This window comes from [Clostridium] aminophilum (assembly GCF_900101295.1).
Taxonomy (GTDB): Bacteria; Bacillota; Clostridia; order Lachnospirales; family Lachnospiraceae; genus Clostridium_R; species Clostridium_R aminophilum_A.
On record NZ_FOIL01000024.1, the window covers coordinates 17,446 to 38,482 of the forward strand.

A 21,037-nucleotide genomic window follows, 5' to 3' on the forward strand; every position below is an offset into this window, starting at 1 on the left:
CGGTGCCGTCTTCGGGATAGATTTCCGGAGGCGGCACCGTCTTTTTCTGACGAAATGATGCCGGGTTGTGATAAAATAACAGAAAAGAGAGGAAGCCGCCGGTGAAGGCGGCGGAATGGAGAATACAATGAATCATACATTTGCTGGAAAACTGGTCACTCCGGAACAGGCGGTCAAAGCGGTTCAGCCGGGGGACTGGGTTGATTACGGATTCGGCGCCGGATTTCCGGAGCTTCTGGATAAGGCGCTGGCAAAGCGCAAAGGAGAGCTCTCGGACATCAAGATCCGCGGCGGTCTGATCATTCACCCGTGGATCGAGACGGTAGAGTGCGATCCGGAGCAGGAGACATTTTCTTATTACAGCTGGCACATCGGCGACTATGAGCGGAAACTTCAGAAGCGGGGGCTGGTACGGTTCTCCCCGATGATCCTCCGTTATCTTCCGCAGATGTACCGGGAGAAGATGGCGAAGGTTGATGTCGCGTTCGTCCCGGTTTCGAAGCCGGATGAGAACGGCTACTGCGGTCTCGGAATCGGAAGCTACGGATGGAAGACCATTATGGAGTGCGCGAGAGTGGTGATCTTTGAGATCAATGAAAAGTATCCGACACTCCAGGGCGTGGACGGCTCCCATCGCGTTCACCTCTCGGAGGCGGATTACATCGTGGAGGGAGAGCACGAGGATCTTCCGGTCCGCACCTATCGTGAGCCGAGCACCGAGGACATTCAGATTGCGAAGAATGTGGTTGCGGAGATTCCGGACGGAGCGACGCTCTCTTTCGGTGTCGGAACGGTGCCGTTCACCGTGGCGAAAATGCTGGCGGAGTCGGATAAGAAGGACCTGGGCTGCCATACCGGAACCATCAGTGATGCATTCATGGAAATGTGGAAGGCCGGAAAACTGACCAACGCGAAGAAAGAGATTGATACCGGCCGGTCCACCTGGAATCTGGCGATGGGAACAAAGGAATTCTATGACTGGATCGCGGAGAATCCGGAACTCTTCAAACCGGCCGGCCTGGACTATGTGCATATGCCGGAGATTATGGGGAAAATCAGCAATTTCATCTCCATCAACGGCGGCGTTCAGCTGGATCTGGTCGGCGGAGAGAACGGTGAGTCCTCCGGAACCAGGCAGCTCTCCGGAATCGGCGGACAGATGGATTTCCTGGAAGGAGCCTTCCGGTCCAGAGGCGGAAAAGGATACATCTGCATCAATTCCACACACAAGAAGAAAGACGGTTCCCTTCAGTCCAATATCGTTCCGTTTATTCCGCAGGGAAGCACGGTTTCCGTTCCGAGAACGATGATCCAGTGCGTAGTGACGGAGTACGGTGTGGCCAATCTGTTCGGCAAGACGCTCCGGGAGAGAGCTGAGGAGATGATCAGGGTGGCACATCCGGATTTCCGTGATGAGCTGCGGAAATATGCGGACGAGGCGTTTCGGTAATCCGGGTTTATCAATCACAGACCGGAAATGAGACAATGCGGGTATAATGTTCGGGTATCGTGTACGGAAGACGAAAGAAAGGCGGTTTGTATGAAATTCGAAAACGTAATAAAAACAGCAGTGATTCTGACCGGCGTCGGCGTAGCAGTCAGCGGTATTTTCGATATCAGAAAGGGCCGCGGATGCGGAGACAGCAAGGACTCATGCTGCTGCGGCGGACATGGCGAGGGGGTGGACGGTCACGACGGAGACGGCTGCCGTTTCGACGAGGATGACGAGACCATCATTGAGATGGAAAAAGAATGCAGCTGCGGATCTTCATGCTGCCGGACCGCAAAGGGAATTCTGAAAGTCCTGACCGGCGGCATTGTCATCGGTCTCGGTGTTGCCTCCGCTTTTCTGGATTTCGAGGAAAAGATCGGACAGAAGAATCCGGAGCTGGCAGAGCGGATCGCCCGGGCGGAGGAATGGTGCCAGAAGCTGCTGGACGACGGCGCGGCAAAAAGCAGAGTGCTGGCGGCGCAGGGAAGAGATCTCGCCGTGCAGGGAAAAGACCGTGCATTTGCCGCATGGAAGAAAGCAAGAGAAACAGACTGCGTCGGAGAGTTTTCCGACTGAGTGAAAAACGATCCCCTGACAGGGTACGAACACCGGAACGTTATGGTGCTGCGAAAGCGGGGAACGCCCGGTGCAAGGCCAGCAGGAGAGGTTTGATTACAAAAGTTATTAAGGAATTTACAAGATGGAAGAAATGACACAGCTTACCGACGAACAGCTCGGAAAGATACGGGAAAACCGTAACAAAGATAACACGTTTGCCTATGAGATGGGATTTCAGGGCGTCCGGCTTTCTGCCGGCCATTGCCGCGGCGAACTGACCGTGACGGAACATCTGATGAATCCCATCGGCTCCGTCCACGGCGGCTGCCTCTTTACCATGGCGGATTCGACCGCCGGCATGGCGGCCAGCAGTTACGGCTATAAAGTGACGACGATGGATGCGGATTTTCACTATCTCCGTGCCGGCATCGGCGTGAAGAAACTGATCTCCGAGGCAAAAGTTCTGAAGAGAGGAAAGCGTGCGATCGTGGTCTCGGTCGATGTCATGGATGAGACGGAGCGGGTGCTCTGTACGGGAACATTTACCTTTATGTCCCTCGGTGAGCCCTATGACGCCGTGAAGGATGTGCTGAAAAGCATGAAGAAGTAATCCTGAATTACATACAGCATTCAGAAGAGGAACCGCGCGGAAGATTCTGCGCGGTTTCCTGTTTCATAGGAAATTTCTCCGAAATTCCCAGACCGCAGAACGTTCCGTGAGAATGAACACGCCGCCGTAGAAAAATAGTGGGCGGAGGCCGGTGTTTTCGCACATAGTGATTTGCTTTAAAGCGAAGAATCTAATATAATATCCGTGAATATGACATATGACGGAGGATTACATGACATCAGTCGAACATAACAACAGCACGGCATCCGGTGAATCCAGAGATTCCTGGAAGTCCAAATACGGCTTCATCATCGCCTGCATCGGATCGGCGGTCGGTATGGGAAATATCTGGCTTTTTCCCAGCAGAGTGGCAAACTACGGGGGCGCATTTCTGGCGGCGTACCTCCTTTTTGATGTACTGATCGGATTCAGCGGCGTGGTCGGCGAGATGGCGTTCGGGCGAAAAGCGAGATCCGGTCCGCTGGGGGCATTTTCCAAGGCAGGGGCGTCCATCGGTTATGGAAAAGTCGGCAGAATGCTGGGCGTTATCCCGATGATCGGCGCCTTTATGATGGCAATCGGCTATTCGGTTGTGGTCAGCTGGATCTTCAAATACACCTTTTACGCGGTGACCGGCCGGGTGCTTCATCTGGGCGACGCGGCGATGGAGATCGCGGAGGAAAACGGCGATTCGGCGGTGGCCGCGGGAATTTCCGGCTTTGCGTCGGAATTCGGACATACGGCCTCGGCGTTTGGCAACAGTTACTGGCTGGTGATTGCCATCGCGGTGACGCTGGTCATTATGGTGCTCGGCATTGCCAGCGGTGTCGAGAAGGCGAATAAGCTGATGATTCCGGTATTCTATGCATTGTTTATCTCGCTGGTCTTCTATGTGGCCGCACAGCCGGGATCAGCGGCGGGGTACCGCCATATGTTTACGATTGATCCGGAGAAGATCCGGGACCCGATGATGTGGGTATATGCGCTCGGACAGTCCTTCTTCTCCCTGTCGCTTGCGGGGAACGGAACCATCATCTATGGTTCTTATCTCTCGGACGATGTGGATGTGGTGGCGAGCGCATGGAAAGTTGCCCTGTTTGACACCCTTGCGGCAATGCTGGCGGCGCTGGTGATCGTGCCGGCCATGGCAGCAGCCGGAGAGACGGCATTTTCCGGCGGTCCGGGCCTGATGTTCATCTATCTCCCGCATCTGTTTGCGGCGATGCCGGGCGGCCCGATCGTGGTGATTGTCTTCTTTGTGGCGGTTCTTCTGGCGGGAATGTCCTCTCTGGTGAATCTGTTTGAAGTGCCGATCGCCGCGGTACAGGATCATCTGGGAAGAAGCCGTGTGCTGTCGGTGGCGCTGGTCGGCGTGATCGGTGCGATCATCTCCATCTGTATTCAGGGAATTGTCTCCGACTGGATGGACTTTGTATCCATTTATATCTGCCCGCTGGGCGCTGGTCTTGCCGGCGTGATGTTCGCGTGGGTATGGGGAAAGGATGCGGTTGTCGACGCGGTATCCCTCGGACGGGAACGCCGTGTGGGAAGCTGGTTCTACCCGCTCTATAAGTATCTGTTCTGTATTCTGTCGCTGGCGGTCTTTCTTCTGGGTGCGGTCAACGGCGGAATCGGATGAGGAAATTCTATGTCTTTGAATCGTGATATCAAAACCGAAATGCTTCTTGCCTGGTATGACCGGAACGGGAGAACGCTTCCCTGGCGGTCGGACCCGACACCCTATCATGTGTGGCTGTCGGAGATTATGCTTCAGCAGACCCGCGTGGAAGCGGTGAAGGAATATTATCGGAGATTTACGGAGGCTCTGCCGGACGTCCGCGCGCTTGCACAGGCGCCGGAAGAGCAGTACATGAAACTGTGGGAAGGACTCGGCTATTACAGCCGGGTCCGAAATCTTCATAAGGCGGCTGTGCAGATTATGGAGGATCATGGCGGGCAAATGCCGCCGACCAAAAAAGAACTCTTGGCGCTTTCCGGAATCGGAGATTACACTTCCTCGGCCATTGCCTCCATCGCATTCGGCGAGCGGACGCCGGCGATTGACGGCAATCTCCTCCGCGTCTATGCGAGAATGATGAAGGAAGAGGAGAATATCAAGACCGGAACGGCGAAGAAGAAGGCGGAGGCGTGGTTTCTGAAGTTTATGCCGGAAGACCGGCCGGGGGACTTCAATCAGGCGGTGATGGATCTGGGAGCGACGGTCTGTCTTCCGAACGGCGCGCCGGAGTGCGGACGCTGCCCGTGGAAGGAATTTTGCCGGGCGCATGCGGACGGCACGGAACTCCGCTATCCGGTCATTCCGCCGAAGAAAGAGCGGCGAAAAGAAGAGAAGACGATTCTTGTTCTGATCGATGAGACGGGGCGGATTGCGCTTCGAAAGCGGCCGGAAAAGGGGCTTCTTGCGGGGCTCTGGGAATATCCGGCGGCGGAGGGAAAAAAGAGCTCAAAAGAGGTACTTTCGGCGGTGAGGGAGTTACTCGGCGGTGCGGCCGGGAATTCGCTTCCCAGCGGTTTTGACGTTTTGGATCTGGAGTTTCTTCCAAAAGCGAAACATATCTTTTCTCATATCGAATGGCATATGACGGGATTCGCTGTCTGGGTCAGAAAGCCCGCAGCGGGAGAGGTGCCGCTTCAGTGGGTGACGCCGCAGGAACTGTCCGAAACGTATGCGGTGCCGACAGCGCTGGTAAAATATACGGAGTGGATCAGAGATCGATTCAAAATAACAGAATAATTGTTGGCGAAGTTATGGAAAGAAATTCGGACAGCCGCCGCGATACAGAGGATATGTCAGGCTGTTATTCGGAGCATATCAAGCGAAAAACCGTGCCCGGTCAATGCGACCGGACACGGTTTTTTCGAATCTGTATTGTGTGATATTTTATTATTTGTCATCCCGGTCTTTGAACATCTCGTCCATGGTATGCCAGCCGAGAACCGCGCATTTTACGCGGGCCGGCATATGGGAGATATCCTCCAGGGCGCCGGCTTCCTCCAGTTCTTCCTTCTCTTCCGGGGTGATCTTGCCGCGGATCATGCGAAGAAAGATCTCCGAGAGATGCTCCGCCTCGTGAACTGTCTTTCCGATGATCATGTCGCACATGATATCGGCGGAAGCCTGGGAAATGGCGCAGCCGTCGCCGGTATATCCGGCATCTTCGATGACGCCTTCGTCATTTACCCGAAGCTGAAGGATGATATCGTCGCCGCAGGACGGGTTGACGCCCTCCAGCTCATAGTTCGGATTCTCAATCGGTTCTTTATGGATCGGATGAAGGTTGTGATCCGTGAGAATTTCATTATAAAAATTATTCATGGAATACGCTCCTTATGATATACAACAGCCTGCCGGCAGAGGGAACACAAGGTTCTCCCGGACGGCAAGCCATATCATACTGTATCTGTTTTCTTCTGTCAATCCGTATAACCCATCTTGCCGCGGACGGTCTTTAACGCCTCCGCGAGACGGAAGATATCGTTTTCGGTGTTGTAGAATGCGATGCTCGCGCGGGCAGTGGACATCGATCCGAGATACTTCAGGAGCGGCTGTGCGCAGTGATGTCCCACACGGATATCGACCTTGAAGGAATCCAGGATGGCGGCGATATCATGAGGATGAACGCCGTCAATGGTGAAGGAAAGGATTCCGTGGTGGTTCAGCGGATCATCGGATCCGAGGATATTCAGGTGCGGGATCCGGCTCAGCTCTTTCATGGCGAGCACAGTCAGGTAATCCTCGCGCTCCTCGATCACATCGATGCCGATGGCATTGTAGTAGTCGATGGCAGCGCCCAGGCCGACCGCTCCGGCCGCGTTGACCGTTCCGGCCTCGAACTTATGCGGAACTTCCGCATAGGTTGCGCTCTCGCGGGTGACATACTCGATCATCTCGCCGCCCGTCAGGAACGGGGACATTTTTTCAAGGATCTCCATCTTTCCGTAAAGAACGCCGATGCCCATCGGGCCAAGCATCTTATGACCGGAGAAGGAGAGGAAATCGACATCCAGATCACAGACATCCACTTTGATGTGCGGAACGCTCTGCGCGCCGTCGCAGGAGAAAACAGCTCCGTTTTCATGAGCGATGCGGGCAAAGGTCTTGATATCGTTCCGGACGCCGAGGACGTTGGAAATCTGTGTCATGGAGACCAGCTTTGTCTTCGGGGTCAGAGCCGCACGGAACATTTCCTCCGTGATGTTTCCCTTTTTGTCACACTCCAGGAACTTCAGGACAGCGCCGGTGCGCTTTGCGGCATGCTGCCACGGAAGGAGGTTCGAGTGGTGCTCCATGATCGTGATCAGGATCTCGTCCCCCGGCTTCAGGTTGTCATCCGCCCAGGTGTGCGCGATCAGATTCAGACTCTCCGTTGCGTTGCGGGTGAAAATGATCTCGTTCGGGTCTTTTGCGCCGATGAAATCGGCAACCTTTCTGCGGGCGTCCTCATACGCATCGGTGGCGCGAAGACTCAGCTCGTAGAGACCGCGAAGCGGGTTCGCGTTGTCATTCTCATAGAATTCGCGGGTTGCGCGGATGACACAGTCCGGTTTCTGGGTCGTCGCTGCGCTGTCCAGATAAACCAGATCGGTATCCTCAAAAATCGGAAATGCGTTCCGGATCAGACGATCCTGACGCTGTCTTGCTTCGCTTGTCATTCTTCTTCAACAGCTCCCTTCAGAAAACCGTGAACGTCGCATTTTGTCATTTCGTCGTTGACCTTCTTCAGGAGTGCTTCGACGTGAGCGGTGCTCATCATGCGGTAAATCTCTTCGGTGGAAAGTCCGCGGGACTCCATGTAGAAGAGGAGCTCTTCGTCGAGCTTGCCGATGGATGCACCGTGGTTTCCTTCGACATCTTCCTCGTCGCAGAGAATGAGCGGGATGGTCTGGTTGACGATGTTGTCGCTCATCAGAAGGATGTTCTCCATCTCATTGCCCTTTGCGCCGACCGCGCCGTTGCGCAGGTCGATGGTGCCGCGGAAGATCTTTTTCGCCGTATCGGCAATGGTTCCGTTGGCGTTGATGTTGCTGACGGTCTTTCTGCCGATGTGGTTGACGGCGTAGTTGATATCGAGAAGGTGATCCTTCTCAACCATGTATGCGGAGTCGAGTTCGAGCTCTGCGGCTTTGCCCATCAGGTCGGCCTGTGCGCCGAGATAAATCTTTCCGCCGGCCAGGACGATCTGGATCAGCTCGAGTTTGGCACTCTCGTCAAAGGTGCCGCCGACATCATTGAGGAAGGTGAGATCATCGCCCAGCTTGTGAATCTGGACCAGACGGACAACCGCGCCTCTTCCGGCGCGGATCTTGGTCTGAATGCCGGCAAAGCCGCTGGCGTCCATGCCGCTGAAATCTTCGATTACCCAGAGGTAACCGTTGTCTTCGGCGGTCAGTTCGACGCTGCTCATGTCCTGCGAGTCTTTTTCATAGCGGAAGGAGAGACGGACCGGTTCTGCGGTGCGCTCGCCCTTTTTCACGCTGTAGCGGTGGCACGGTACCTCCGCATCATGGATCAGCTTATCCACGTCGCGGCCGGAACCGGTCGCCAGATCGAGATATACCGGCTTGCTTGCCTTCATCTCGGCAACATTTTCCGGTTTTACGACTGTCAGATTCCCTTCTTTCACGGCAGTGATGCCGGAGAGATCTGCCTGGTTCATCTTCAGATGATTCCAGGTCGGAACAGGCAGTCGGTTAATCGTCATATTCATACTGTCCTCCTTATCCGATGCTGCCCTTCATTTCCAGTCTGATCAGGTTGTTCATCTCAACCGCGTATTCCAGCGGAAGTTCCTTGGATACGTTATCCGCGAAACCGCTGACGATCATCGCGCGTGCATCCTCCTCGGAGACGCCGCGGCTCATCAGGTAGAAGACAGCCTCATCGCTGATTCGTCCGATCTTCGCCTCGTGGCCGACATCGGCGTCCATGGTGCGGACATCCATCGCCGGGATGGTATCGGAGCGGGAGATCGCATCGAGCATCAGGGACTGGCAGGAAACGGAAGACTTTGCCCCCTTTGCCTTGTTTGTGATGACGACAGAGCTTCGGTAAGTGCTGACACCGCCGTCCTTGGAGATGGACTTGGTGCTGATGCTGGAGGAAGTGTCCGGCGCATTCATGACAACTTTCGCACCGGTGTCCAGATTCTGGCCTTTTCCGGCGAAGGTGATGCCGGTGAAGTCGGCTCTGGCGCCCTTTCCGTTCAGGATACTCATCGGGTAGAGGTAGGAAACATGGGAACCGAAGGAACCGGATACCCACTCGATGGTACCGCCCTCCTCAACCTTTGCACGTTTGGTGTTCAGGTTGTACATGTTCTTGGACCAGTTCTCGATGGTGGAATAGCGGAGCTTTGCTCCCTTTGCGACGTAGAGCTCGACACAGCCCGCGTGGAGGTTTGCCACGTTGTAGTGCGGAGCGGAACATCCCTCGATGAAATGAAGGTATGCGTCCTCGTCGACAATGATCAGGGTGTGCTCAAACTGACCTGCGCCCTTCGCGTTCAGACGGAAATACGACTGAAGCGGGATCTCCAGGTGCACGCCCTTCGGAACGTACACGAAGGAGCCGCCGGACCAAACCGCGCCGTGAAGCGCCGCAAACTTGTGATCGGTCGGCGGAACGAGCTTCATAAAGTGCTCTTTGACCATATCGGCATACTCGCCGGTCAGAGCGCTCTCCATATCGGTGTATACAACACCCATCTGGGAAACTTCGTCTTTGACATTGTGATAAACCAGCTCGGAGTCATACTGTGCTCCGACGCCGGCAAGGGATTTTCTCTCTGCTTCCGGGATTCCGAGTCTCTCAAAGGTATCCTTGATATCGTCCGGAACCTCGTCCCAGCTGGCCGCCATCTTGGTGTTCGGCTTGACGTAGGTTGCGACATTTTCCATGTCCAGACCCGCGATGGACGGACCCCAGTCCGGAACCTCAAGACGGTTGTAGATTTCAAGGGATTTCAGACGGAAATCCAGCATCCAGTCCGGATCATGTTTTTCCTCCGAGATCTGTCTTACGATCTCCGGAGTCAGTCCGGATTCGATGCGGTAAGCATCTTTTTCCTCATATCGGAAGTCGTAGAGGCTGCGGTCGACATCCGCAACCTGGGACTTTTCTTCGTTATTGCCCATTGATCGGTATCTCCTTTCAGGCAGCTTCGTTTTCCGGATTACTTCAGGAACTGCTCGAAACCGTTCTCATTGATGTTGTCAACGAGAGAAGCGTCGCCGTCCTTGATGATGCGGCCGTCCGCCAGCACGTGGGTGTAGTCAACGTGCAGAGCTTCCAGAATACGTGTGCTGTGAGTGATGATCAGGAGAGCGCCGTCATGGTTCTTCTGGTACTCTTCCACACCCTGGGATACGGTGCGGACTGCATCGACATCCAGACCGGAGTCGGTCTCATCCAGGATGGCAAGGTCCGGATTCAGCATCAGGAGCTGCAGGATCTCGGCTTTCTTCTTCTCGCCGCCGGAGAAACCGACGTTGAGATCACGGTCTGCGTAGGATTCGTCCATGTTCAGGACCTTCATGGCAGCCTTCAGCTGCTTGCGGAAATCCCAGAGGCGGATGTGCTTGCCGGTCTTCTGCTCAACGGAAGTCTTGATGAAGCTGCTGAGCGTAAGGCCCGGAACCTCCAGCGGATTCTGGAAGGAGAGGTATACGCCGGCCTGCGCACGCTTGTTGACCGGAGCGTTGGTGATGTCCTCGCCCTTAAACTGAATGGAGCCGCCGGTTACGGTGTATCTCGGGTTGCCCATGATCGCATAGCCGAGAGTGGATTTTCCGGCGCCGTTCGGGCCCATGAGAACATGAGTCTCGCCCGGTTTGATATCCAGGGAAACGCCGTGAAGAATCTCCTTGTCCTCAACGTTGACAGCGAGGTTTTCTATGTGTAATAATTGTTCGGACATGTCTGTTCCTCCGTCTGTATATTCTGCGGACGGTGCCGCATCTTTGATAACAGTTGTGTGTGCCTTGATCCGGATTGTTTCCTATTTAAATTATCGACCGGAAATGTCCCGAAATTCGGCTTGTGTTATTATATACTACGAATTTCCTATAAGCAAGCGCGAAAGCCGCATTCTGTACAATTCCTACAAAATCCAGTGTATTAGTCGATAAAACTTGGAATTATGACGGAATATAAGGAAAAGAAATGCATTCGGGATCATTTTCCGAAAGGCGTGCCGCACGGATGTCCGAAACGTAGTACAATAGCTGTATGCGTGAAGGTTTACACTCAGGAAAAGAGGTATGGATTATGGATGATAAGATCAGACAGCTGAATGAGTGGATCGGAGAGAGTGAAAAGATCGTGTTTTTCGGAGGCGCAGGCGTTTCGACCGCCAGCGGCATCCCGGATTTCCGGAGCAAGGACGGCCTGTATAACACGCCGAGCGTCGGCTTTGAGGCGTATCAGCCGGAATATCTGCTCAGCAACCGCTGCCTTGTGCACGAGCCGAAGGTTTATTTTGAATTCCACCGACAGAAGATGGATACGAGAAAGATCCGGCCGAATCATGCACACCGGTATCTGGCGGAACTGGAGAAGACCGGAAAGCTGACCGGCGTGGTGACCCAGAATATCGACGGTCTGCACCAGAAGGCGGGAAGCCGGAAGGTATATGAGATTCACGGGAGCGCGCTGCGCAACTATTGCATGAAATGCGGGAAAATCTATCCGTCCGACTATGTGTTTGAGTCGAAAGAACCGGTTCCGCACTGTGAGTGCGGCGGTGTGATCCGGCCGGATATCACCCTTTACGGTGAGAGTCTTCCGGAGGATGCGGTGGCCGGCGCGGTGAGCGTGCTCTCCAGCGTGGATATGCTGATCATTGGAGGCACATCGCTTACGGTGTATCCGGCGGCGTCCTTTATCAATTATTTTGGCGGAAAATATCTTGCGGTTATCAACCGCGATCCGCTGGATGTTCACATCGGAAAGAATGTGCTCAACATCACGGAGGATATCGACCGTGTATTTGCCGGGCTGGCAGAGATGGAGAATATGACGCTTTAACCGTGAACCGGAGAAGGACCGGAATGATGGCAGGAGAGTCATGAAGGACCGGCGGAAAACCACCGGTATCGAGAAAAGAAACAAGTATGAAATAAAGCATGAAACGCGGAATTTGAGCGGAGGAACCGGAAGTGGAGTATGAAGTCGGCGATATCGTAAAACTGAAGAAGCAGCACCCGTGCGGGAGTTTTGAGTGGAGAATTCTCCGCGTCGGAGCGGATTTCCGGCTGGAATGCCTCGGATGCGGACACCAGATCATGATTGCCCGTCGGATCGTGGAAAAAAGCACCCGTGGACTGCGGAAGCCCGAAAAGTTGTAAAAGTCGTTTCCGCTGCATATCCGCCGATTATCCGTCCGGAGAAGACGATGCGGGAGAAACGGTTTAAAAGCATCTTTTTTGATAAAAAAACCGCTTGCGGGCTTGCGGAAACTCTGCTATAATCGTTAGCCGTGATATACCAACAATCCTTACTCCCTGCTGGAGTCAGGGGGTCAGAGACCACAAGGAGGTTCTGAAACACATGAACAATTATGAGTTAGCCGTAATTCTCAGCAGTAAGCTTGAGGACGAGCAGAGAGCTGCCGCACTGGAGCAGATTAAAGAGCTTGTAAAGCGTTTTGGCGGCCAGATCAAGGATATCGATGAGTGGGGCAAGAAGAAGCTCGCTTACGAGATCCAGAAGGAAAAAGAAGGATTCTATTATTTCATCCACTTCGACGCTGAGCCGACAGCACCGGCTGAGATCGAGTCCAGAATCCGTATTATGGAGCCAGTTCTCAGATACTTATGCATGAGACCGGAAGCATAAATAAGGAAGAGTGATCGTATGAATAAAGTAATTCTGATGGGTAGACTGACAAGAGACCCGGAAGTGAGATATTCTCAGGGTGAGCGTTCCATGGCGATCGCGAGATACACCCTCGCAGTTGACAGAAGACGCAGATCCGGAAGGGTCGCGGAGGTCGGAAACGATCAGACTGCAGACTTCATTCCGTGTGTGGCTTTCGACAGAGCAGGCGAATTCGCGGAGAAGTACTTCCACCAGGGAATTAAGGTTGTAGTATCCGGAAGAATTCAGACTGGCAGTTACACGAACAAAGACGGCCAGAAAGTATATACGACAGAAGTTATCGTTGAAGATCAGGAATTCGCGGAGAGCAAGAACGCATCCTCCGCACCGATGGGCGCACCGCAGTCCGCTTCCTATGCACCGGATCGTCCGGCGCCGGCAAGCGCTGCAGCAGCGACAAGCGATGGTTTCATAAATATTCCTGACGGAGTTGAAGATGAGGGTCTTCCGTTCAACTAATACGGAAACCGCGAGGAGGAAATAAAATGCCATTCAATAAGACAGAAAGACCGGAAGGTGCAAGACCGAGAAGAAACGGTGGAATGCACAGAAGAAGAAAAGTTTGCGTATTCTGCGGATCCAAGGCAGAGCCGATCGATTTCAAGGATGCAAACAAGCTGAAGAGATACGTATCCGAGAGAGGTAAGATCCTTCCGAGAAGAATTACCGGAAACTGCGCAAAGCATCAGAGAGCTCTTACTGTAGCTGTTAAGAGAGCAAGACATCTTGCTATTCTTCCGTACACAGTAGAGTAATCTGAGGAAACACGGATTAAATCAGCGTTTCCTTAAACGACATAACGTCGAATACTGGATTAAACATCAAACATCAGAAGGGCTGCCCGTTTTTCGGGCGGCCCTTCTTCCTTCTGTTCGGGATTTATGGTATGATTAAGGCAAAGAGAAACCCCGCAAAGATACAGCTGCGGCAGTTCAAAAATCAGAACAGGGGGGTCAATCATGAAGAAAAATATCATTACGATCAGCCGTGAATACGGCAGCGACGGACGCAATATCGGTCTGCTTACCGCGAAAAAACTGGATATCGAGTTTTACGATAAAGAACTGATCGACGCGGCGGCGAAGGAGATCGGCTTTCCGGCGGAGACGGTGGCGGCAAAAGAGCAGAAGCTGACATCCAGCATTCTCTATAATTTTGCGGTGGGCACCATTTACGGAAGTGCCTATCCGCGGGAACCGAAACCGAGTGAGCTTCCGCTGGCGGAGCAGATCTTCCTTGCACAGAAGAAAGCGATCATCGAGAGAGCTAAGCGCGGACCGTGCGTGATCATCGGCCGCTGCGCGGATTATATTCTGAGAGACCGGGAAGATGTTCTCCGCGTCTTCATCTACGCCGATTACGAGAGCCGCAAACGCCGGGCACTCAAGGAGTACGGTGAGCTGGAGGAGAATATCGACAAGATGATGCGGGAAATCGATAAAAAACGCCGGATCCACTACGAGAATTACACAAGTCAGCGCTGGGGAGACCGGGATAACTACGATCTTCTTCTGAATACGGCGCTTCTTGATCCGCAGAAGTGTGCAGACATCATCTGCGAGGCAGTACGGTGATAAGAGGAACGATGAAATGAGAGGCAGAATCCGAACGCAGGGACTGTTACGCGCGTATCTGACATGGCCGCTGATCATGGCGGCGATCCTGGTGATCTCCAATCTGTCAGCCGCGCTGGTCAGTCCGCAGGCCGGAGCGGCGATGGCAGGCTTCACCTTTGTGGGGGTGCTGATCGCCGGCTGGCTCCTGCTCTACAGCAGAAGACAGATTTTAGCGGGGCTGGTCCGTTTTTCTTCGGAGTATTCCGAAGTGCAGGACCAGCTCCTTCGCGAGATGAGCGTTCCGTATGTGCTGGCGGACGAGGAGGGACGGATCCTCTGGGCGAACCGGGAGTTTGAAAACCTGATCCGCGAGGATAAGGGACATCACAAATTTCTGTCTTCGTTTTTCCCGGAGCTGAACGCAAACACCTTCTATAAGGTGGAGGATGACACCAGTCTTCACACGGAGTTTGGCGGAAGATTCTATGAGGTCGGCATCCGCTCGATTCTGATCGATGATTCGGCGCAGATCCGTCTCGGCATGGATCATTTTAACGGGACCCGCATGTACGGGATTTTCCTGTTTGATGAGACGCAGCTCCTCACGTATGAACAGGAGCTGGACCGCAGAAAACCGGTGGTTGGTCTGATCTATCTGGACAATTATGATGAGGCGCTGGAGAGCGTCGAGGCGGTCCGCAGATCTCTTCTGGCGGCGCTGATTGACCGAAAGATCACCAAGTACATCGACCGCATGGAAGGCATCGTGAAAAAGCTGGAGAAGGACAAATACTTCTTTGTCATTCAGCAGAAATATACGGACGAACTTCGCGACAACCGGTTCTCGATCCTCGAGGACGTTAAAACCGTCAATATCGGTAATGATATGGCGGTGACGCTGAGTATCGGCATCGGTATGAACGGCGGGACTTATCTCCAGAACTATGATTATGCCCGCGCCGCCATCGATATGGCGCTCGGCCGGGGCGGCGATCAGGCCGTGGTCAAGGATGCCGACCGCATCCGGTATTACGGCGGAAAGTCGCAGCAGGTGGAGAAGACGACCCGGGTCAAGGCCCGTGTCAAAGCTCACGCGATGCGCGAGCTGATGGATACCAAGGACAAGATTCTGGTTATGGGCCACCGGATCGGTGATATGGACTGTTTCGGCGCGGCAGTCGGTATCTGGCGTATCGCCCAGGCGTTCAACAAAAAGTCCCGGATCGTGGTCAATGACGTCAATTCGTCCGTTCGCCCGATCATGGCCAAATTCCGCGGCAATCCGGATTATCCGGAAGATCTCTTTGCGACGGCGGAGGAGGCGGCGGAATGGGCGGACAGCAATACCATGCTTGTTGTGGTGGACGTCAACCGCCCGAGCATTACGGAGGCACCGGATCTCTTGAAGAAGATCAGCACCATCGTTGTTCTGGATCACCATCGCCAGAGCGCGGAGCTGATCCAGAATCCGACTCTGTCCTACGTGGAGCCGTATGCGTCCAGCGCCTGTGAGATGGTTGCGGAGATTCTCCAGTATATCGGTGACGGAATCCGCGTAAAGCCGCTGGAGGCGGACGCAATGTATGCCGGCATCATGATCGATACGCACAATTTCATGAATCAGGCCGGTGTCCGAACCTTTGAGGCGGCGGCATTTCTCCGCCGGAACGGCGCGGATGTCGTGCGCGTGAGAAAGCTTCTCCGGGACAAGCCGGAGGATTACCGCGCAAAGGCGGCGGCCATCCAGAATATGGAGATCTACAAGGGAGCGTACGCCATCTCGGAGTGCCCGGCCGACGGTCTGGAAAGCCCGACGGTGGTCGGTGCGCAGGCGGCCAATGAAATGCTGGATATCACCGGCATCAAGGCATCCTTTGTGATCACGCAGATCAATGATACCGTCTTCTACAGTGCCCGTTCCATTGACGAAGTCAATGTTCAGGTCATGATGGAAAAACTCGGTGGCGGCGGACACCGCTCGATCGCCGGCGCACAGGTGAAAGAGATCAGTACCGCCGAGGCGCGGGACAGACTCAAGGCGCTCATCGATGAGATGAGTGAGAAAGGGGAAATATAACATGCAGGTAGTATTATTGGAAGATGTAAAATCCGTCGGAAAAAAGGGTGATATCGTAAAACTCAGCGATGGTTACGCAAGAAACTTTATTATCAAGAAGAACTTGGGTCTGGAGGCGACACCGCAGAATCTGAACGATCTGAAGCTGAGAAAGGCGAACGACGCAAAGATTGCGGCGGAAGAACTCGCTGCGGCGAAGCAGCTGGCAGAGGAACTTTCCGGCAAGAAGATCACCCTGGCGATTAAGGCAGGCGAGGGCGGCAGAGCGTTCGGTTCCGTATCGACCAAGGAAATCGTGAAGGCGATCAAGGATCAGCTCGGAATGGATATCGACAAGAAGAAACTCATTCTTCCGGAGCCGATCCGCAGCTTCGGTGTAACCGAGGTGCCGATCCGTCTGCATCGTGACGTGACAGGAAAGCTGGATGTTCACGTGGTAGAGGCCTGATTCTTCCCGTGACGCAATAATCAGGAGGAACGGATGGCAGCAGAAGATGCATTGGTAAAAAGGGTCCTTCCCAACAGTGTCGATGCCGAGCGATCGGTGATCGGCTCGATGCTGATGGATAAAGAAGCGATCATGGCTGCGGCCGAGACGGTGACGGGCGCGGATTTCTATCAGCAGCAGTACGGCATTATGTTTGATACGATCGTGGAGCTCTTTGAGAGCGGAAAGCCGGTCGATATCGTGACCGTGCAGAACCGTCTGAAAGAAAAAAACGTCCCGCCGGAGGTTGCGAGTCTGGAGTTTGTCCGGGACATTATGAAGTCGGTTCCGACTTCCGTCAACGCGAAGGCATATGCGGAGATTGTCTATGAAAAGTCGGTTCTGAGAAAACTGATCCGGATGAACGAAGAGATCGAGAATCTCTGCTATGCGGGAAAGGACACGCTGGACGAGATTCTGGATCACACCGAGAAATCGGTATTTGATGTTCTGGAAAAGAAGACGACCGGCGAGCTGGTTCCGATCAGCGATGTGGCGCTGAATGTTCTGGATAAGATTGAGAAGGCGTCAAAGAGCACCGGAACGGTAACCGGCATTCCGTCAGGATTCATTGATCTGGATTACCGGACCTCCGGTTTTCAGCCGTCGGATCTGGTTCTGATCGCGGCGCGACCGTCCATGGGTAAGACCGCATTTGTCCTGAACGTTGTTCAGCACGTTGCGATCAAGAAGAATCTCCCGTGTCTCGTGTTCAGTCTCGAGATGAGCAAGGAACAGCTGATCAACCGTGTTCTGTCCATGCAGTCCATGGTCGATTCACAGAAACTCCGTACCGGAGACCTGAATGATTCAGACTGGGATGCGGTTGTCGAGGGAATCGGCGTGATCGGAAATTCCAAGATCATGATTGACGATACACCGGGCATCTCTTTCTCGGAGATGCGGAGCAAATGCCGCAAGATCAAACTGGAATACGGTATCAGCATTATCATCATCGACTACCTTCAGCTGATGAGCGGCTCGGGCAAAGGACACAGTGCCGAGAGCCGTCAGCAGGAAATCTCCGAGATTTCCCGTTCTCTGAAGGCACTGGCCCGAGAACTGAACGTGCCGGTTCTGGCACTGTCCCAGCTCTCACGAGCCTGTGAACAGCGACCGGATCACCGGCCGATGATGTCGGATCTTCGAGATTCGGGCGCGATCGAGCAGGATGCCGATGTGATTATGTTCTTATACCGCGATGATTATTACAACAAGGCGACCGAGAAGCCGAATGTGGCGGAGGTCATCATCGCAAAACAGCGAAACGGTCCGATCGGAACCGTCGAGCTGATGTGGAAGCCGGAACTGACGAAGTTTGTCAATATGGAACGGCAGCCGCGTGACGGAGGCGTGTAAACGGAACAGGATCCAGGTCCGCGGGCGGACTTCGGAGAAATGTCTTATAACACAATAAAAAAGTGCAGATGTCAGAGCTGACTGCTCTCGGACATCTGCACTTTTTATGGCACTAAAAAGACCGGGGCGCTGAGCGCTCCGGTCTTTTTGCTGTTCTGTATCAGCAATCTCAAAGGATTTATCAGCCCTGAGAGATAGCACCTGTCGGACATACACCTGCACAAGTTCCGCAATCGATGCAAGCAGTTGCGTCGATCTCGTACTGAGAAGCTCCTGCAGAGATAGCACCTACCGGGCACTCGCCAGCGCAGGAACCACAGCTTACACAAGTATCATTAATAACATATGCCATTGCAATATACCTCCTTCATCACGGTAAATTCTCTATGCCACTGCATTGTACAATATGGTTGTTGAGTTATTCAAGGATAACTCAACGAATTTTTGTTTCATCGCACAGGGGACACCGAATGCGATGACGTGAAAATGGGGTTCGGATCAGAGCCGGGACCCGTGATGATTCATTCCGGATCACGATCCGCTCCCACATATTCCATTCATGATAAACGAGCCGTTTTTTCGGCGCAGGTCAGATGGCAGAAAGCTTTTTTAAAGCGTTCTCTGCGAGTATGACTTCATAGTGCTCCCGGAAATATGCCTCGGTGCCGGTCTTGGCGCGTACCGACCGTCCGTACTCCGCCATGCGGTTGCAACAGCGGATAAAGGAGGACTCACCCGGTTCGGATTCCCGGAGCATCAGATAGAAGGTTCCGTCTGAGGAATCCTTCATCAGGGCACTTTCTCCCCGGTAGGCCGGATCGGAAGCTTTGGCCGCATCAATAACGCTGTCCAGATCCGGGAACGCAAAGAGGCGAAGCGCCGGAGCGGTTTTAACAGGTTTTGCGGTCTTGTTTGTTTTTTCGCCGGTATCTGCCGGAGCGGCAGTCTGGTCTGCCGGCTTGGCCTCGACAATGGCCTGAACGGTGTCAAACAGTTTGGCAAAGTCGAGATTCTCTTCTTTTTTCGGTGTTACGGAAGCCGGGTCGGTCGTATTGCCGGAGATCATATGGAAAATTTTCTCCGCTCCCTCCAGAAGTTCCGGGGACAGGGCCGGTGTCCGGGGTGTTTCCTCTGCCGGTGAAAAATGAGAAAACCGTGCATCCAGTTCTTCCGGATCATCCACCTTGGTGATGATCAGCATGATATTGTCGGTGGAGAGCGGGATGGCTTCCATCATAAGCGGTGTGTCATCGACATCGAAACCGACCTGTGAGGATGCGGTCTGAAGCATCTCGCGGAACAGGTTTCTTGCGTTTTCGGTTCCGTAGGACAGCTCGCTGAGACTCATTCCCCGCTGTGCGAGGTCTTCGCCGGTGAGCGTGCAGCGGATCTGCTTGTCACTGATTCGTTCTATTTTCACAGGATCATCTCCTTCTTTCTTATGTCAATATCAGAGTGCAGTATAAATGAAACGAGGAGAAATAGCAATTGCCGTAAGAAAATTTTAGAAAAACTTTATCGGCAAAAGAATCAAACATACAACGGATCAGGAGTGTTCCAAGCCGAAGGACATCCGAAAGCGCACCCTGCCATATAGAACAATTATCGCCGGAAACCGGAAGTCGATAAGAGCGGAGGGAAAACCTTACAAAATTTTCCGGAGAGCGGGAGAGAAAAAACTGCGATAGCGACAAAGCACCGCGGATATAATCCATCGTATCGGCATATCTGTTCAATTACATCCGAAGAGTTGTTAGAAAATAAATATATACAACATTGAATTATTTGAAAATAATACTAAAATATTAATTACTGAGAAGCCGAACACGACAAGGAGGTGAGATAGGACAGATGTCCTGCTGGTAAACGGTTTCAATGATTGGAGAAGGCGGGTTGTAAGGCGGAACGGAAACCTGCCGGATACGCTTCGCAGCCGGCACATCGCGCCGGAAGCGGAATTCTGTTATCTCATCCTGGCGCGCACAATGGATGAGATTCTGCATGTGTGCGGTTCCGCACACTGTCTGTCTGCGGGAAGCGGTCACCGGTGACCGGAAGAACGCAGCCTTTATTATCTTTATAAGCTGAGACCGGAGAAGAACTGTCACCGTGAATTCGGAGCAGAATGGAGATGACATGATCATTGCGGTTTTTGCGCGCAGAAAGCGGGTGCAGAAATGTTCGGGGCATTATCTGCGGACGACCTGCGCGGGACCGCCAAAGAGCTGCCATGGAATTCGGCGCGTGCGGGGATTTTTCCGGAACAACAACGAAATGTCAGCGGAATGGATGAAAACGCAGCAGGTGGAGCTGCGGAGAGATTACGTTGACTTCTCAGAACGGAAAACAGGAACGGAAAAAAGAAGAAAACGGATTCGGCACGGAGCGGGATGCGGTACTCCAGACGGCATTTCCGCTGCAGGATATCGCGTTTTCTTGCACGGGCGATGAAACCCGATGGAGTTGCTTCGAAACATGGAATTACTGTTCGGAATCAGGGAGAGGGGCGGCCGCGGTATGTCACGGAAGAACCTCCGGCCGTACCGGAAACCGGGCAGCAGAACACCGGCGCGGGGAAAGACGCCGGTGGGGGAGGTGCTAAAGAATGTTTTCAGAGTCTCAGGAGGAAAGGCGGGACCGACGGAGACAGGAACAGCTGTTTCTTGAGGGACTCGAGCGTTTCAGGAGACGGGGAATCCCGATCTTTATCGACGGAAAGGAAATGCTGCCGAAGGATTATCGGAGGCTTTTCGTCTGTGAAGGCCGGCATTTCTACATGGGTGATTATATTCCGGGAGCGGACGGAAAGCTGAAAGAGATCCATTTTGACCGGGTACATCTCTGACGGAAAGGCGACCGGAAAAACAAAGAAACCGAAAACGGAGAAAATGAACAAGTTCTGCCTGACAACTGCAAGAAAGAAGCACAGAAAAAACAAAACAAAGAAATAACATTCGCCGACCGCTTATGCTATACTTTGTGGTACAGAAATCGGTGACA

22 protein-coding genes are annotated in these 21,037 nt (G+C 53.5%); 15 read left to right on the plus strand and 7 right to left on the minus strand.

The genetic code is table 11. The features are described 5' to 3' along the window. Positions 1–127 precede the first annotated feature (127 nt). The 5 genes from BMW41_RS07710 (at position 128) to mutY (ending at position 5,415) form a co-directional block, all read left to right on the plus strand. Positions 128–1,450, plus strand: coding sequence for an acetyl-CoA hydrolase/transferase family protein (locus BMW41_RS07710; protein ID WP_074649612.1), 1,323 nt, complete (start codon positions 128–130; stop codon positions 1,448–1,450). Between the two features lie 90 nt (positions 1,451–1,540). After that, positions 1,541–2,068 (plus strand): hypothetical protein, encoded by a 528-nt coding sequence (locus BMW41_RS07715; RefSeq protein ID WP_074649590.1) that lies wholly within the window; start codon positions 1,541–1,543, stop codon positions 2,066–2,068. A 124-nt stretch (positions 2,069–2,192) separates the two neighbouring features. Further along, the gene (locus BMW41_RS07720) at positions 2,193–2,660 is read left to right on the plus strand and encodes a PaaI family thioesterase (RefSeq protein ID WP_051684795.1); all 468 of its coding nucleotides are present in this window, start codon (positions 2,193–2,195) and stop codon (positions 2,658–2,660) included. A 232-nt stretch (positions 2,661–2,892) separates the two neighbouring features. Further along, positions 2,893–4,299: a sodium-dependent transporter gene (locus BMW41_RS07725; RefSeq protein ID WP_074649591.1), complete on the plus strand. Its 1,407-nt coding sequence runs from the start codon at positions 2,893–2,895 to the stop codon at positions 4,297–4,299. Between the two features lie 9 nt (positions 4,300–4,308). Further along, positions 4,309–5,415, plus strand: a complete 1,107-nt coding sequence (gene mutY, locus BMW41_RS07730) for an A/G-specific adenine glycosylase (protein ID WP_074649592.1) — start codon at positions 4,309–4,311, stop codon at positions 5,413–5,415. A gap of 150 nt (positions 5,416–5,565) precedes the next feature. Here mutY and sufU read toward each other — a convergent pair whose 3' ends face one another. The 5 genes from sufU to sufC all read right to left on the minus strand — a co-directional run bounded on the left by sufU (position 5,566) and on the right by sufC (position 10,597). After that, the gene (sufU, locus tag BMW41_RS07735) at positions 5,566–5,997 is read right to left on the minus strand and encodes a Fe-S cluster assembly sulfur transfer protein SufU (protein ID WP_074649593.1); all 432 of its coding nucleotides are present in this window, start codon (positions 5,995–5,997) and stop codon (positions 5,566–5,568) included. Between the two features lie 98 nt (positions 5,998–6,095). Then, positions 6,096–7,334: an aminotransferase class V-fold PLP-dependent enzyme gene (locus BMW41_RS07740; protein WP_074649594.1), complete on the minus strand. Its 1,239-nt coding sequence runs from the start codon at positions 7,332–7,334 to the stop codon at positions 6,096–6,098. Next, positions 7,331–8,389, minus strand: a complete 1,059-nt coding sequence (locus BMW41_RS07745) for a SufB/SufD family protein (RefSeq protein ID WP_074649595.1) — start codon at positions 8,387–8,389, stop codon at positions 7,331–7,333. The genes BMW41_RS07740 and BMW41_RS07745 overlap by 4 nt, the downstream gene beginning before the upstream one ends. Before the next feature lie 10 nt (positions 8,390–8,399). Further along, complete coding sequence (sufB, locus tag BMW41_RS07750) at positions 8,400–9,815, minus strand: Fe-S cluster assembly protein SufB (protein WP_074649596.1); 1,416 nt, start codon at positions 9,813–9,815, stop codon at positions 8,400–8,402. Positions 9,816–9,853: 38 nt separating this feature from the next. Further along, on the minus strand, positions 9,854–10,597 hold the full coding sequence (sufC, locus tag BMW41_RS07755; RefSeq protein ID WP_031474325.1) for a Fe-S cluster assembly ATPase SufC: 744 nt from the start codon (positions 10,595–10,597) through the stop codon (positions 9,854–9,856). A 350-nt stretch (positions 10,598–10,947) separates the two neighbouring features. On the opposite strand from sufC, the gene BMW41_RS07760 reads away from it, so the two are divergent. The 9 genes from BMW41_RS07760 (at position 10,948) to dnaB (ending at position 18,037) form a co-directional block, all read left to right on the plus strand. Continuing rightward, positions 10,948–11,706: an NAD-dependent protein deacylase gene (locus BMW41_RS07760; protein WP_083378836.1), complete on the plus strand. Its 759-nt coding sequence runs from the start codon at positions 10,948–10,950 to the stop codon at positions 11,704–11,706. A gap of 131 nt (positions 11,707–11,837) precedes the next feature. After that, entirely contained in the window at positions 11,838–12,026 is a 189-nt protein-coding gene (locus tag BMW41_RS07765; RefSeq protein WP_031474329.1) for a DUF951 domain-containing protein, read from the plus strand. A gap of 202 nt (positions 12,027–12,228) precedes the next feature. Further along, positions 12,229–12,516, plus strand: a complete 288-nt coding sequence (rpsF, locus tag BMW41_RS07770; RefSeq protein ID WP_031474331.1) for a 30S ribosomal protein S6 — start codon at positions 12,229–12,231, stop codon at positions 12,514–12,516. 18 nt (positions 12,517–12,534) lie between these two features. Continuing rightward, entirely contained in the window at positions 12,535–13,017 is a 483-nt protein-coding gene (locus tag BMW41_RS07775) for a single-stranded DNA-binding protein (protein WP_074649597.1), read from the plus strand. 26 nt (positions 13,018–13,043) lie between these two features. Beyond that, positions 13,044–13,313, plus strand: coding sequence for a 30S ribosomal protein S18 (gene rpsR, locus BMW41_RS07780; protein WP_031474335.1), 270 nt, complete (start codon positions 13,044–13,046; stop codon positions 13,311–13,313). A 204-nt stretch (positions 13,314–13,517) separates the two neighbouring features. Beyond that, positions 13,518–14,132, plus strand: a complete 615-nt coding sequence (locus BMW41_RS07785; protein WP_074649598.1) for a cytidylate kinase-like family protein — start codon at positions 13,518–13,520, stop codon at positions 14,130–14,132. Positions 14,133–14,148: 16 nt separating this feature from the next. Further along, entirely contained in the window at positions 14,149–16,191 is a 2,043-nt protein-coding gene (locus BMW41_RS07790; RefSeq protein WP_074649599.1) for a DHH family phosphoesterase, read from the plus strand. A 1-nt stretch (position 16,192) separates the two neighbouring features. Next, the gene (gene rplI, locus BMW41_RS07795; protein WP_074649600.1) at positions 16,193–16,639 is read left to right on the plus strand and encodes a 50S ribosomal protein L9; all 447 of its coding nucleotides are present in this window, start codon (positions 16,193–16,195) and stop codon (positions 16,637–16,639) included. 33 nt (positions 16,640–16,672) lie between these two features. Then, entirely contained in the window at positions 16,673–18,037 is a 1,365-nt protein-coding gene (dnaB, locus tag BMW41_RS07800; protein ID WP_074649601.1) for a replicative DNA helicase, read from the plus strand. A 181-nt stretch (positions 18,038–18,218) separates the two neighbouring features. Here the strand turns inward: dnaB and BMW41_RS07805 are convergent, their stop codons facing one another. Together BMW41_RS07805 and BMW41_RS07810 are read right to left on the minus strand one after the other, a co-directional pair. Continuing rightward, complete coding sequence (locus BMW41_RS07805; RefSeq protein ID WP_074649602.1) at positions 18,219–18,389, minus strand: DUF362 domain-containing protein; 171 nt, start codon at positions 18,387–18,389, stop codon at positions 18,219–18,221. A 237-nt stretch (positions 18,390–18,626) separates the two neighbouring features. Continuing rightward, entirely contained in the window at positions 18,627–19,457 is an 831-nt protein-coding gene (locus BMW41_RS07810; protein ID WP_074649603.1) for an adaptor protein MecA, read from the minus strand. A 1,185-nt stretch (positions 19,458–20,642) separates the two neighbouring features. Between BMW41_RS07810 and BMW41_RS07820 the strand changes: the two genes are divergently transcribed. After that, the gene (locus tag BMW41_RS07820) at positions 20,643–20,882 is read left to right on the plus strand and encodes a hypothetical protein (protein ID WP_031474599.1); all 240 of its coding nucleotides are present in this window, start codon (positions 20,643–20,645) and stop codon (positions 20,880–20,882) included. Positions 20,883–21,037 lie beyond the last annotated feature (155 nt).

Excerpts from the sequence above, each read along its gene's own strand:
- BMW41_RS07710 (WP_074649612.1), top strand. The coding sequence starts at position 128 with ATGAATCATACATTTGCTGGAAAACTGGTCACTCCGGAACAGGCGGTC.
- BMW41_RS07715 (WP_074649590.1), top strand. The coding sequence starts at position 1,541 with ATGAAATTCGAAAACGTAATAAAAACAGCAGTGATTCTGACCGGCGTC.
- BMW41_RS07720 (WP_051684795.1), top strand. The coding sequence starts at position 2,193 with ATGGAAGAAATGACACAGCTTACCGACGAACAGCTCGGAAAGATACGG.
- BMW41_RS07725 (WP_074649591.1), top strand. The coding sequence starts at position 2,893 with ATGACATCAGTCGAACATAACAACAGCACGGCATCCGGTGAATCCAGA.
- mutY (WP_074649592.1), top strand. The coding sequence starts at position 4,309 with ATGTCTTTGAATCGTGATATCAAAACCGAAATGCTTCTTGCCTGGTAT.
- sufU (WP_074649593.1), bottom strand. The coding sequence starts at position 5,997 with ATGAATAATTTTTATAATGAAATTCTCACGGATCACAACCTTCATCCG.
- BMW41_RS07740 (WP_074649594.1), bottom strand. The coding sequence starts at position 7,334 with ATGACAAGCGAAGCAAGACAGCGTCAGGATCGTCTGATCCGGAACGCA.
- BMW41_RS07745 (WP_074649595.1), bottom strand. The coding sequence starts at position 8,389 with ATGAATATGACGATTAACCGACTGCCTGTTCCGACCTGGAATCATCTG.
- sufB (WP_074649596.1), bottom strand. The coding sequence starts at position 9,815 with ATGGGCAATAACGAAGAAAAGTCCCAGGTTGCGGATGTCGACCGCAGC.
- sufC (WP_031474325.1), bottom strand. The coding sequence starts at position 10,597 with ATGTCCGAACAATTATTACACATAGAAAACCTCGCTGTCAACGTTGAG.
- BMW41_RS07760 (WP_083378836.1), top strand. The coding sequence starts at position 10,948 with ATGGATGATAAGATCAGACAGCTGAATGAGTGGATCGGAGAGAGTGAA.
- rpsF (WP_031474331.1), top strand. The coding sequence starts at position 12,229 with ATGAACAATTATGAGTTAGCCGTAATTCTCAGCAGTAAGCTTGAGGAC.
- BMW41_RS07775 (WP_074649597.1), top strand. The coding sequence starts at position 12,535 with ATGAATAAAGTAATTCTGATGGGTAGACTGACAAGAGACCCGGAAGTG.
- rpsR (WP_031474335.1), top strand. The coding sequence starts at position 13,044 with ATGCCATTCAATAAGACAGAAAGACCGGAAGGTGCAAGACCGAGAAGA.
- BMW41_RS07785 (WP_074649598.1), top strand. The coding sequence starts at position 13,518 with ATGAAGAAAAATATCATTACGATCAGCCGTGAATACGGCAGCGACGGA.
- BMW41_RS07790 (WP_074649599.1), top strand. The coding sequence starts at position 14,149 with ATGAGAGGCAGAATCCGAACGCAGGGACTGTTACGCGCGTATCTGACA.
- rplI (WP_074649600.1), top strand. The coding sequence starts at position 16,193 with ATGCAGGTAGTATTATTGGAAGATGTAAAATCCGTCGGAAAAAAGGGT.
- dnaB (WP_074649601.1), top strand. The coding sequence starts at position 16,673 with ATGGCAGCAGAAGATGCATTGGTAAAAAGGGTCCTTCCCAACAGTGTC.
- BMW41_RS07805 (WP_074649602.1), bottom strand. The coding sequence starts at position 18,389 with ATGGCATATGTTATTAATGATACTTGTGTAAGCTGTGGTTCCTGCGCT.
- BMW41_RS07820 (WP_031474599.1), top strand. The coding sequence starts at position 20,643 with ATGTTTTCAGAGTCTCAGGAGGAAAGGCGGGACCGACGGAGACAGGAA.